12 protein-coding genes are annotated in these 12,847 nt (G+C 59.9%); 8 read left to right on the forward strand and 4 right to left on the reverse strand.

The features are described 5' to 3' along the window. From IPM54_36490 to IPM54_36505, 4 genes are all read right to left on the reverse strand, one after another. Nucleotides 1–492 carry a serine/threonine protein kinase gene (locus IPM54_36490; GenBank protein MBK9265270.1) on the reverse strand — a complete coding sequence of 164 codons (492 nt, stop codon included), beginning with the start codon at nt 490–492 and terminating at the stop codon, nt 1–3. Between the two features lie 11 nt (nt 493–503). Further along, nucleotides 504–1,430: a DUF4349 domain-containing protein gene (locus tag IPM54_36495; protein ID MBK9265271.1), complete on the reverse strand. Its 927-nt coding sequence runs from the start codon at nt 1,428–1,430 to the stop codon at nt 504–506. Between the two features lie 147 nt (nt 1,431–1,577). Beyond that, nucleotides 1,578–2,162, reverse strand: a complete 585-nt coding sequence (locus IPM54_36500) for a CDP-alcohol phosphatidyltransferase family protein (GenBank protein ID MBK9265272.1) — start codon at nt 2,160–2,162, stop codon at nt 1,578–1,580. Nucleotides 2,163–2,182: 20 nt separating this feature from the next. Then, nucleotides 2,183–2,614, reverse strand: a complete 432-nt coding sequence (locus tag IPM54_36505; GenBank protein MBK9265273.1) for a universal stress protein — start codon at nt 2,612–2,614, stop codon at nt 2,183–2,185. A 144-nt stretch (nt 2,615–2,758) separates the two neighbouring features. On the opposite strand from IPM54_36505, the gene IPM54_36510 reads away from it, so the two are divergent. The 8 genes from IPM54_36510 to IPM54_36545 all read left to right on the forward strand — a co-directional run bounded on the left by IPM54_36510 (nt 2,759) and on the right by IPM54_36545 (nt 12,757). After that, complete coding sequence (locus tag IPM54_36510) at nt 2,759–2,983, forward strand: hypothetical protein (GenBank protein ID MBK9265274.1); 225 nt, start codon at nt 2,759–2,761, stop codon at nt 2,981–2,983. Nucleotides 2,984–3,053: 70 nt separating this feature from the next. Then, on the forward strand, nt 3,054–4,838 hold the full coding sequence (locus IPM54_36515; protein ID MBK9265275.1) for a hypothetical protein: 1,785 nt from the start codon (nt 3,054–3,056) through the stop codon (nt 4,836–4,838). A 35-nt stretch (nt 4,839–4,873) separates the two neighbouring features. Further along, on the forward strand, nt 4,874–6,658 hold the full coding sequence (locus IPM54_36520; GenBank protein ID MBK9265276.1) for an SBBP repeat-containing protein: 1,785 nt from the start codon (nt 4,874–4,876) through the stop codon (nt 6,656–6,658). Between the two features lie 17 nt (nt 6,659–6,675). Continuing rightward, nucleotides 6,676–7,845 carry a hypothetical protein gene (locus IPM54_36525; protein ID MBK9265277.1) on the forward strand — a complete coding sequence of 390 codons (1,170 nt, stop codon included), beginning with the start codon at nt 6,676–6,678 and terminating at the stop codon, nt 7,843–7,845. Beyond that, nucleotides 7,842–8,132, forward strand: a complete 291-nt coding sequence (locus IPM54_36530) for a hypothetical protein (GenBank protein ID MBK9265278.1) — start codon at nt 7,842–7,844, stop codon at nt 8,130–8,132. Before IPM54_36525 ends, IPM54_36530 begins: the two co-directional genes overlap by 4 nt. A gap of 64 nt (nt 8,133–8,196) precedes the next feature. Continuing rightward, nucleotides 8,197–9,939: a protein kinase gene (locus IPM54_36535; protein MBK9265279.1), complete on the forward strand. Its 1,743-nt coding sequence runs from the start codon at nt 8,197–8,199 to the stop codon at nt 9,937–9,939. Nucleotides 9,940–10,028: 89 nt separating this feature from the next. Then, the gene (locus tag IPM54_36540) at nt 10,029–10,973 is read left to right on the forward strand and encodes a DUF362 domain-containing protein (protein ID MBK9265280.1); all 945 of its coding nucleotides are present in this window, start codon (nt 10,029–10,031) and stop codon (nt 10,971–10,973) included. 101 nt (nt 10,974–11,074) lie between these two features. Beyond that, a complete protein-coding gene (locus IPM54_36545; protein MBK9265281.1) occupies nt 11,075–12,757 on the forward strand; it encodes a 4Fe-4S binding protein in 1,683 nt (560 codons plus the stop codon). Nucleotides 12,758–12,847: the final 90 nt, after the last annotated feature.

A 12,847-nucleotide genomic window follows, 5' to 3' on the forward strand; every position in this document is an offset into this window, starting at 1 on the left:
TCATCGCTGCAAGAAGTTCTTGATCGACCAATCGATCTGCTGCGCTTGCCGTTCCATCTGAGGCTTCGATCCGCCGGCTTCCACGATGAACACGCGATCGTCGGTAACGAATACCGTCAATCGATAGAGATAGGGTTCGTCCCCTTCATCATGGCCAAACACCATCTCCGTTCCGGTCAAACCACCGCGATTTTTCACGTCGCGCTTTTCGATGAGTGCATAAGCTCCGACGTCACGCATCCGATTTTCGATCGCGCGTACCCAGAACGCTCGCTCGCCTTTCGGTTCGTTCTTGAAGGCGCGAATGCCGATGACCACACCATCGGCCGTGGTCGCTCGGTACTCGTTCCAAGCGTACCGATCTTCCAATTCGACAAACCCTGGAGGTGTTGCCGGGACGAACGGACGGCACGACGCAAACGCTCCAAGAGCTGCGGAGAGCGCCAATACGCGAGCAGCGACAAACAAGTTTGAGGTCCAACGATGCTTCACGGCGATCTCCTTCAAAGGCTCAAGAGGCGTCCAAGGCCCAACCCGTACAGCCAAGGAACGGGCAGGTTGAAGGGCCGCTTGCCAAGCTCGGCAGCGGATCGCGGCTGAAATGTCACCGTGATCGTCGAGAACGTCGCGCGGTCTTTCAAGAACTTCATGCGCCCTTCGAGCCGTTCGATGGTCAAAGCCACGCGCTCGAGCTCCCGCTCGATCTGAATCGATTCCTCGACCTTCGTCGCCTTGGAGAGGAGCTGTTCGAGTCTGTCTCGTACGGCGCGCGCATTCTTCAAACGAATCTCCACATCGTTGAACTCTTCGGTCACGTCTTCGACCTGCACGTCGCGGCTGATCATGTCGCCGAGCTTTTCGATGCGACGCATGGCTTCGTCGAAGCGCGACGCGGGCACGCGAATCGTGATCGAATGGTCGTCACGCTTGGCGAGAAACCCTCCGAGCGCTCGAGCGAGCGTTTCGACTTCACCGAGTGAGTTTCGGACTTCGTACACCGCCATCTGCACGCGACCGGTGTAGACGAGCATGGGCGCGCGAATGACGCTCACAGTGCCGCTGTCTGCCTGCTTGTCCTTGGCGTGCGCAGGCGTCGATGCAGGAGCTTGCTCGGCTGGAGCTTCGGTTTGTCGCGTGGAAGGCGTTGCAGGAGCTTGCGCAGCAAAGCCCGGCGCAGGAGGTGGCGGCGGCGCAGGAGAAGCCTCTTCGCGCGCAGGTGCTTCTTTCTTGAGCGGCAAATCGACCTCACCACCGCTCCACAAGTCACCACCATCGGCCGAGACTTGTGCACCATCGATTTCGTACGATTCGAAGTCGCGCGACTCTTTCCCAACAGCCTGGATGTTTGCCCCCGTGGCTGCAGTATCCGCGCTACGGTAGGCGTATTTCGCTTGGGCTCCTCCGGCCGAAGCACAGCCCGAAGGCACCATGAGAAGAACGCACGCAAGTGCGACAAACTTTTTGATCTGCAACATGTTCGCTGATCCCGCTGCCGTCACGACGCGAAGACGACGCGCACCTACGGTACACGGATCAACGTGGCAAACGAAAGTCGATCGGTACGCGCGACGAGCATTTCACTCGTCGGTCGGGCGCTCGCCAGCCTGAGCTACGCGTGCGAGCCGTGCACGATGTAGCTCGCGATGCCAGTAGGAAATGCCTGCGAGCGAGCCTGCGACGGCGGCCCCCACGAGCGTGACTTCGACGAGATCCGGCGCTGCGATGGCGGAAAGTACCGCGACAAACTGCACCGTGGTGGCGAGTTTTCCCGGGAGGTTCGCGCGCGCCGCGGCTTTGCGAGTGCCGCGGAATTTGCGGCTCACGAGCACCCACACGACGAGCGGTGCTTCCAGAATTTCACGCGACAGGAGCGCCGGAAGCGCCCACACGGGCATCTTCTGCTGATAGAGCAGCGTGAGGACGACCGTCGTCGCAAAGACTTTGTCTGCGATGGGATCCACGACCGCGCCGACCGCCGTCACCTGTCCCGAACGACGCGCGAGCCAACCATCGAAGATGTCGGTGAGCGCCGCCGCGAGCAGCACGGCCAACGCTGCCCGCGCATCTGCCGCGACGAACGGAAAAACCACGGCGAGCGGCAAGCGAAGCGCGCTCAGGATGTTCGGCAGCAATGCGAGGTCCGCAAGTCGATATCGCGCCATCGCGCGCCCCCCCGTGGCGCTCAGGCGACCCGCACCGACATCACTGGAACGTTGGCCTTACGCAGAACCTTTTCGGCAACGCTCCCGAGAAACAAATGCGCCAAACCTTTGCGCCCATGCGTTCCCATCACAATCATCGACACCTTGAGCTCTGCGGCGGCAGCAAGAATTTCCGTCGCCGGATCACCTTCCCGAAGCACCGCTCGGATGCCTCCTTCCTGCTGCGCAAGCGAACTGACGGCGCGTTCTGCCGCCGCTGTGACTTCAGCGTGGAAACCAGGCATCAGCGAAGGCTCGAGGCCGGGATACGTGTACACGGGGAGTTGGTATACGTGCACAACGACGACTTCGCCGCCCATGCGAGAAGCGAGATCTTTGGCAATGCCGAGCGCTTTCATCGATGCAGGTTCGAAGTCGATCGGCACGAGAATCACGTTGTTCACGGTGGCCATGGCGGCTCCTTTTTTCCGATATTGCGGCTTTGAGACGGGACGCTCGATGCGGTCCGAAATGGTCGAAGTTCCGTACGAGAAACCGGAAGATGCAGGGGCGTCGATGTTGGCGCAAGAATCCTTTGTTCGCCACCTCCGCGAAACGTGATCTCGAATACGGCTTACGCCGCGGCAAGCGTGGTGCGTCACCGCCGGACCCATTATGCTCCGGGCATGCACGATTCGTATTGGGACCGGCTCGTCACGAGCGACGACCGCATAAAGCAGATTGTTCGACGTGCCCGCCGAGTGACCGTGCTCGGCGTCAAAACGGAGGCGCGAGCCCAGCAGCCTGCGGTTTACATGCCGAAATACTTGGCTGACTGTTGACGCCGCCGCCGCGGCGCTCGAACATGCGTCAGATCAGGAAGGCCTATCCTTTCGCTTCGCTTGGAGCAGCATGAAAAACTTTCACATGATTTCGGGGCTCGTTCTACCGATTGCCGGCTGCGTGTCGACATTTATCGGGTGCAATTACGAACTGCCGCAGGCGGGGACGACGGGCAGCACTGGAACCGGTCAAGGGGGTGCTGGAGCCACCGGGGCAGGTGGGTTTGGCGGTGAAGCGGGCTCCGGTGGACAAGGTGGTGCGGCGGGACAAGGCGGCTCGGCGCAGGGCGGTGCGGCGGGACAAGGCGGCGGCAGTAGCGTGTGTGAGCCGGGCACAGCCGAGACATGTGCGTACACCGGCCCAGCGGGAACCGAAGGCGAGGGCACGTGCAAACCGGGCACGAGGAATTGCACGCCAAAAGGAACCTGGGGCGCATGCAGCAAGCAAGTCGTACCCATGCCGGAAGGTTGTAGCGGAGCCGAAGACACGAATTGCGACAAGTTCCCTCCGTGCAGCGGCGCGCCCATCAAGGCGTTTCCCCCGATAATGCAAACATCGGGAGATGACCTCGTTCTCGCAGTCGCGACCGCAAAAGGCGAAGGCGGCAAAGATGGCGCAACGTACGCGGCCGGATTCCAGGCTGCGTATTCTTTCAATCAGATGCCACTCAGTAACCACCGCGTGCTGCTTTGGCAGCGAGACTCCAACGGAGTGTTTCACGATTGGTCGAATCAATTTTCATTCATCAGTGGCGGCGGACCCAATGCTGCGGTTGCCACCGGCGTGGCCGTCCTGCCGACGGGCGACGTCGTGGTCGTTGGCTCCTTTGCCGGCGGTTCGCTCACCATTGGCGGCACAAATCTCGGAGATAGCGCCACCACAAATACGTTCGCTGCTCGATTTTCCCCCGCGGGCGCCGTCCTCGACGCCTTCAGCATCGGCGGCAATCATTACGTCGAAACGCTCGCCGTCGCCACGGATGCTGCTGGCAATGTCTTCATTGGTGGAAGTTACATGGGATCACCCAAAATTGGAACGACGACTCTCCCCATGACGGGGGACAAAAACGGTTTCGTCGCGGCATTCAAGAGCAATGGTACGAGCTGGGCTCAGCCTCTGGAGGGCATCTTCGATCAATCCGTTCGCGCCATGGTGACGGTCGATGACAACGACGTGGTGATTGCCACTTCAATCGTCGGAAGCATGAGCATCAACACCACGGAAGGGCCAAAAACGTATGTTGGCAACAGCAACGCCGATATTTTGCTGAGCCGACTCAGCGGCACGGATGGAGTCGCCACGTGGAATGTGCAGGTGAAAGGGGCCGATGTCGTAGGCAACGAGCTCGATGCCGGAGGTATTGCGGCGAATTCGACGACAGTCGTGCTCAGCGGCAACTTCCGTGGCAGCGTAGATCTCCATGACCAAACGCTGATAGCCAATGACGCTGGTGATGCATTCGTTGCCACGTTTGCCGCGGACAATGGCGGGTTCCAAAAATACACCGTGCTCGGTGGAAATGGCGCGCAGCAAGTCCGCGCGGTGGCCATTGATGCATTCGATGACATTGTCATTGCGGGCGGATTTAGCATAACATTACCACTCGGGAATCCGCCGCCCAGCGCGAACGGTGGATTCGATGCCTTCGTTGGCAAACTCGATGCCAATCTCCTTGGACGATGGAGTAGAAAATACGGCAACGACCTCGATCAAGTCTCGCTCGCCGTCGCCATCGGAAATGCCACGGGCCATATTTTCGCAGGCGGCGGCTTCCAAGGCCAACTCACCGGCATTCAACCCCTCCTCACGGCGACTGGCCCCGCCGATGCCTTCCTCATCGAGCTTACGAATTGATTCGCGGTCGAGCACTTGCCAACCGGAGCACTTTCATGAAATGCAACGCAACTTGGATTACGCTAACCATCAGCAGCTATTTCGTACTCTCGATAGGCTGCTCCTACACGCCTCCGCAGTCGAATGGTAGCGGCGGACAAGGCGGCAATGCGGCATCGAGCTCGTCCGGAACGGGTGGCGACGGTGGCACGGCTGGTGCCGGCGGTACGGGCGGGATTGCCGGCGCGGGCGGTCAAGCAGGTGGTGGTGGAAGCCCACCGTGCGTCGACAAGGAAGTTCGGTCCTGTTATGGCGGGCCATTCCCCGCCAAAGGAAAAGGCTTGTGCCAGCCGGTCGAACAGACCTGCGAAGATGGCGTGTGGCCAGAATGCAAAGGGTTTGTTGTGCCAACCTCCGAGGCGTGCGCGTCGCAAGACGATACGAATTGCGACGGCTTCGTCGGATGCACCGGCACTGCCATCAAGGCACAAAGTGAGCTCACGCCTGGCGACGACATGATCCTCGCGATGGTGACGACGCCGGCCGAAGGGGGATTCGACGGGGTCTCGTACGCCGTTGGCATACGAAATGCCTTAATTCAGAATTTATTGGCGGACGTTCCGCCCACGTCGAGTCAAGTGCTTTTTTGGCGCCGTCAACGTTTGGGAGGCGTCAACGACTGGTCTGGGCAATTCAGCTTCATGCCGTTTCAACCCGGAGCGGGCACCGCCTATGGCACGGGCGTCGCTTATAACACGACAACGGATGAGATCATCGTCGTTGGTGTAACCAACAATGGCTTGCTGGCTGCGATGGGCCAGGCTCCACTCGCTCTGACGCTGAAGAATGGCTTTCTTACGGTTTTCAGCATCAATGGCACCGCCAAATTCATCAAAGCCATCGGCAATCCGGCGGAAGCAGGAGACACGGTCGAAGCGCGCGCCGTCGCGGTCGACAGCAGCGGCAATATCTATGTGGTTGGTCATTACACGGGTTCGATCAACTTCGGTGGCCAGATGGACGCGCCGACCGGCGCAGGCCGAGACGGATTCATCGTTTCTTATACATCGACCGGCATGTTCCGCTGGCAAACATTCTTCACTGGCGCCGGAGATCAATCCGTCGATGCCATTCGGATCAACGAAAACAATGAAATCTTCATCGCGGCACGGTTTGCCGACACCGTGGCGTTCAATGCAGGCGTTGTCACGGCTTCCGGAGCCAACGACATCCTCCTTGCACGGATTCTCGATTCGAATAATCCCTCCGAAGCCGGCAGTGCGCTGTGGAGCGTGACCGTAGGTGGCGACCAGGACGACCTCGTCGGCGGACTCGCCGCAAGCACCCATGCCGTGTATTTGTCTGGCATGTTCCGTGGCAATATCGTGCTCGGACCCTCGAGCGTGCAAAGTACGGATACCTCTCCCTTTTGGGACACGTACGTCGCACAGTTTTCGACCGCAAAGGGTGAAGCGAGCAATGCCTTCCCCATGGTGCACGCCGGTACGCAGGCCATACGCTCGATTGCAATCGATTCGTTCGGCGATGTCGTCGTTGCGGGCGCGTTTTCATCCAGTTTGCCAACGAACGTAGGTGCACTCTTCACGACGGGCGCCAACGATTTCGATGCATTCGCCATGAAACTCGACGGCAAGCTCACGCCACGATGGGCCACCGATTTTGGCGACACCTTGCTCCAGGTCGCTCCAGCGGTCGTCATCGGCTCGACCACGGGCCATGTCATCATTGGTGGCGGATTTCAAAGCACGCTGACTGGCATCCCGAACCCACCGAGCAATACCGGCGATTTCGACGCATTCACCGCGGAGCTCGCGAACTGACACGCCTCCGCACCCCCATGCAAACCGCATTCGATCATCGCGCATGGCGATACGCGTTGAGACTCGCCTTCATTCTCGCGTGTGCTGCCACGATTCCTCGATGCATCAGCGGCTACCCCGCAAGCGCACTTTACAACGACGATGAGCGTGCCCAAGTCGCCCTTGCGACGGAAGTGCAGGCGTTCGTCGAATCCGGTGTTGCCGCATCGGCATTTCATACGGGAAGTCCCCGATTCGACGGAGAATGGGCGTTCGGCACGTTCGCGATGGCAGCCATTGGCCTCGGACACGTTGCGCTCCATCATCCGGCGCAAATGGCAGCTTACGTGCCAACCCTGGAAAAATGCGCGGACGAGCTCACGTCGGCCGAAACGAATTCCTTTGGTGCAGAAGCTTGGGGGCGCTCCGGATTCGAGGGGTTGCCTGGTGGAACGGGGCATGCCTATCTCGGCTATTCGAACCTCGCGCTTTCGATGCTGCGTCTCTTGAAGCCCGATACGCGATTTGCCCGCTTGCACGACGACTTGACGGAAGCTTTCGCCATTCGTTTGTCCGCGGCCCCCCATGCTCTATTCGAAACGTATCCGGGCGAAGCGTACGCAGCGGACGTAGCGATGGTCGCGGCATCGATTGCGCTTCACGATTGCGCAACCGGCAGTCCGACGAGGTCCTTTTGGCCCGCATGGCAAAAGTCGTTTTCTCACTGGATCGATCCGTCCTCGGGCCTGCTTCATCAAAGCGGGGATGCAGCTACCGGACGACCGCTCGGGCCTCCACGGGCATCCGGCACGGCGCTCGCGGCGTTTGCCCTGTCCTTTGTGGACAAACAACTTTCGCAAAAGCTTTTTGGTGCTCTACAGGGCAACAGTGAGAATTTTATAGGATTTGGGGCAGTTCGTGAATATCCTGCCAGATTCGACGGCGGCGGGGACATCGATTCGGGGCCCGTCGTATTGGGCGTCAGCGTTTCAGCGACGGGTTTTTCGCTGGCCAGTGCCAAACTTCATGGCGATTCGCTATTTTTTACGCAGCTTTACCGCACGGCTGATTTTTGGGGCGTTCCCATTCATCGCACACGCGGCATGCGCTACATGAGCGGTGGACCGCTTGGAAACGCCATCTTGCTCGCGATGACGACGGCCACCTGGAAATGGGAAAACCATTGCAAGAAAGCAGGTGGGTCGTGAACGACGCGACCGCTCCTGCGTCAGGACAAACGCTTCGTTTTCCCCGACGAACGCTGACGTTTGCCGCACTCGTCGTGGTTCTCCATGTCGCCTTCGCCTACGGGCTCGACGCCGCGGGTCTCGTCGAAGCCCTCTTGTCGCCGAGCGGCGCGGACCTTCTTTGGCTCCTGCCTCTTGCCGCACTGTTCTACGCAGTGCGGCTCGCGTCATTCTTCCTCGTTCCTGGCCTCGTCGCGAGTGCCGCAATCCTTTGGCTCGTGGATACGGTACGCGCCCGCCGCAGCTAATCCTTTACAAATTGCGCTGCTTTTTCGCAGTCCACAAGCGGTTCGCGGTACACTCTATGTTGCCGTGAAATCGAAATCGAAGCTGCGCACGACGACGACGGTGCAGGCATACTCCGTGACCGTCGATCGCCCGGACAACGGAGAACGCATCGACGAAACGACGCCGGCTCCGGCGTCTACGTCGAACGCTGCCCTTCCTGGCGTCGGTGACGTGGTGGGCAACGTCTATCGCCTCACGCGGCTGCTCGGCGCCGGCATGTTCGGCAAAGTCTACGTCGCTCAGCGCGAGGACGTGCCCGAGCATCAGGTTGCGCTGAAGATCTTGCCCAAGTCCCACTACGCTGGGCGCAACGTCGAACGTGAGCTCGTGATGCTCGCGACCGTGGGCCATCCGCACGTCGTGCAGCTCAAAGATCACGGCATGACAAACGACTACGTGTGGCTCACGATGCCCGTGTACGAAGGGGAAACCCTCGACGCGCGCCTTGCTCGCAAGCCCCTCGACCTGCGTGAGGCGTACGAGATCTTCACGGCCGTCGCGCGTGGTCTCGAAGCCCTGCACGCGGCCGGTTTGCGCCATCAAGACATCAAACCGGAAAACATTTTCCTCGCCGTATTCGGCGGCCAAGTGCACCCCATCCTGCTCGATCTCGGCGCTGCCGCTGAACGCGAAGCGCATTTCGTCGCCGGAACCGCGCTCTATGCGTCACCCGAACAACTGTCGATGCTGCGCGGCGAAATTGACGTACCGCTCAGCGAAAAAATGGACACGTACTGCCTCGGCGCGACCATCCTGGTGTCGCTCATCGGCGAGGCGCGGTTTCCTGGTACCGAGGCAAACTCGCTCGAAGAGCTGATGAAGGCGCTCGATGTGCGAGCAACGAGGCCCCTTCCCGAGGACATGCTCCCGGATGCAGAAGGGGAACCTCGCGAGCTCATCGAGGATGCATTTCGTCGCTGGCTCGCGAAAGACCCGGCCAAACGCCCCACGATGAAGGCGCTCGCCGCGCAGCTCGACGTGCTGCTCGAACCCGAGCGCGAGGTCGATCGGGCGGAGGCACGCGCCCGCGACAAACAGCGAGCATCCCTGCAGCGCTTTCGTGTTGCCGTTGCCGTGCTGATGCTCGGCGCTGGAGCCACCGCGCTGTGGTTCTTCACCAAGCGCGAAAAGTTGCGCCTCATGAACGAAGTCGAAAACGCCCGAGCCTTGGGCCAAGAAACGCTCGGCAACCTCGACACCTGCATCGCGTCGTACGTCAAAGCGCAGAGCGACACCGACAAGTGCAAACAAGGCCGCAAGACCGACAAAAAGGACTACGAAGAGCGCCTCGAAGTGCAAAACAAGGTGTGCAAATCCGGTGAGCAGAAGGAATGCGTCAGCGAGATGAACAAGCTGCGGGATCAGCACCGAGACGCGTTGAAGACCTGTCGTGACGACACCGACGAAGTGAAGAACCTGTACGACAAACTCAGCGAGACGTGCAGCCAAGACAAACAGCGGCTCACGACGGAGCGAGACGATCAAAAGGCACTCGTCGAACAAAAACAGAACGAGCTGAAGACGCTCGCGGACGAACGCGATCGCGCGCACGCGGATGCAACGAGTTGCAACACCGACCGTGAAGACCTGCGCAAGCAGCTCGATGCCGCAAAACGCGCCGCAGCACAGGTATCGTACCCAACGCCGGCTGGAGGCAGCACGGGCGCGCCCTCGGGCACCGCTGCACCTCCGCCGTCGGATCCTCCGCCTGCTCCAGAGCCATCGCCATCACCTGCCGGCGGTGCTGACGACGACCCCTACAACTGACGGCATTCGAAGCACAAACGCCGCTTGTCGCTGCGTGAAGGTCTTGCTAAGAACCAGATCTTCCGATGCGTAACATTTCACGCCGAGAAATGCTGCAGCGTTTGAGTGCAGCGGGGCTCGTTCTGGGTGGAGCCGCGGCGGCCGCACGTGTGCGCTACGATCGAGGCGACGTAGGCGTCGCCGCGCCCCGCGAACGCCCGCAGACGCGTGATCATCGGGTGCCGGATGCATCGGATTTGCCTGCGCTTTCCGTCGCAAAGAACGAATCCGAACCGGAAGCGCTGGTGCGCAAAGCCATCACGGCGCTCGGAGGGATGAAGCGATTCGTGTCGCGAGGTGACATCGTCGTCGTCAAGCCGAACATTGGATGGGACAGGACGCCGATTCACGCAGCCAATACGAATCCTCGGGTCGTCGCGGAAGTGGTGAAGCTGGCGTACGACGCGGGTGCCAAACGAGTCGTCGTGACCGATGCCTCGTGCAATGAGCCGAATCGATGTTTTCAGCGGTCGGGTATTTGGAAAGCGGCGTACGACGTGGGAGCGGAAGTCGTATTGCCGGCGGAGCATCGATTCCGCGGCATGCGTTTGAAGGGCGAAGTGCTGGATGAATGGCCGGTCTACACGCCGCTCATTCAGGCGGACAAGGTGATCAATGTACCGGTGGCAAAACATCACAATTTGTCGCGGTACACGGCGGCCATGAAAAACTGGTACGGGTCGCTCGGGGGAAGGCGCAATCGGCTGCATCAAAACATCGACGTATCGATTGCGGATTTGGCGACGTTCATGCAACCGACGCTGACGGTGGTCGATGCATGGCGGGTGCTCATGCGTAATGGTCCGCAAGGGGGCAACATCGCAGACGCGAAGGAAATCCGCACGATCGTGGCTTCGATCGATCAGGTTGCGGCAGACGCGTACGGGTGTCAGCTCATAGGCCGATCCGCGGAAGAAATTCCCTACATTCGCATGGGACACGAACGAGGCCTCGGGACGATGCATTGGAAAGACTTGCGCTGGGTGGAGGTGTAAACGTGGCCAGCGCAACGACCGCAGGCAGCGCGGCAGCGAAGGCGCCGAGCGTCGCACCTGTAAAGCAAAAGGGTCGCGCGGGTTCGGGCATTCCCGCTCGCATGAGCATTCGCGTGCTCGTGTGGGTGCGCCGCGTATCGCAAGCGGGTTTTTTGGCGCTCTTTTTATATTTCTTATTTCAGACCGGCTTTCGAGGTTCTTTTGCTTCTGCGGAGACGGCAGTCCGTCTTCCCCTTCCCGTCGAAGCATTTTTATTGGCCGATCCATTCGTCGCGGCCATGACGCTTCTTTCGACGCATACCGTCTACCGCGGTCTCGTGTGGTCGCTGGGCTTATTGGCGCTCACGCTCGTTTTTGGTCGCGTATTTTGCGGTTGGATTTGCCCATTTGGCACCCTTCATCATTTTTTTGGATGGATTTTTCCATCGAGATACCTGCGCGGAAACAAGCGCGTCGAATCCAACAAGACCGCTCCGCGGCAACGCATCAAGTATTACTTGATGTACGCGTTTCTCGCCGCGAGCGTTGCGGGCAGCGCGATTGGAGGGCTCTTCGATCCCATTTGTATCGCCGTTCGTGCCATTGGTCTCGCGGTCATCCCGGCCGTTCAGTACGTGTTTGGCGTGGCGAGCTTCGTGACGGGCCAGGCGGGCGTGAGGCCCCTGCAATCCGCGACGGATGTCGCTCAAGACTTTCTAGCGCAAACGGTTTGGCAATCGAAACAATTTTATTTTCATCACACGTGGTTCATCGGCATTTTGCTCGTCGCGGTCCTTTTCATGAACCGAGTCATCCCTCGGTTCTGGTGCCGCGTGCTCTGCCCGCTCGGAGCGTTCCTCGGCGTTTTTGCGCGCTTTGCACTGTTCGGCATGGAAAAGGACCATGCGAAGTGCACCGATTGCAACTTGTGTCTCGTCAATTGCCAGGGCGCCGATTCGCCTCAAGGCGGCGTGAAGTGGCGACAAGACGAATGCCACATGTGCCTCAATTGCGAAAGCGCCTGCCCAGAAGACGTCATCAAGTTTCGCTTTCTGCCGAACCGCAAGGGCACCATTACGAAACCCGACACCGGTCGGCGCACCGCCATAGCTTCCGCCGCTGCCGGAGCAGCCATCGTTCCAGCAGCGCGCATCGCCGATGTCATCGATGCCAACTACGATCATCGCGTCATTCGCCCGCCGGGGTCCGTCGAAGAGCGTGAATTCCTCGAGCGCTGCATTCGCTGCGCCGAGTGCATGAAGGTTTGTCCGAACAATGCTCTTCACCCGGCGTTTTTCGAGGCGGGTGTCGAGGGCATCTGGACTCCGATCCTCATTCCGCGAATTGGTTATTGCGAGCATTCGTGTGTGCTCTGCGGGCAGGTTTGTCCCACCGGAGCCATTCAAAAAATTACCGAAGATCAAAAGCTCGGGCTCGGACAAAAGCCTGTTTCCATCGGCACGGCATTTTATGATCAAGGCCGCTGCTTGCCGTGGGCCATGGCGACTCCGTGCATCGTTTGCGAAGAGTTCTGCCCAACGTCTCCCAAAGCCATTTGGGTCGAGGAAGTCACCATTCCTCGACGCCTACCGATCGCATCCGAAGATGGCAAAGAACCCGAAATGACCACGGTCCACGTGCAGCGACCTCACGTGGATCCATCGCTCTGCATCGGCTGCGGGGCATGCGAAAAGGTTTGCCCCGTCCAGGACAAACCCGCGGTCTACGTGACGAACGTGGGCGAAACGCGTTCGAAGACCAACGTCATTTTGCTCGAAGATACGAACTACAATCGGCCTGGCTGACCGAGATTCCCCTGCGCGAACACTTCGTCGAGCGTTCGCGAAAGGAGCGTGACCGGGGAGCGGAGCGGCGCCAAGGACCGGCGATCGTTT

The sequence above is a fragment of the Polyangiaceae bacterium genome, from assembly GCA_016715885.1.
Lineage (GTDB): Bacteria > Myxococcota_A > Polyangia > Polyangiales > Polyangiaceae > Polyangium.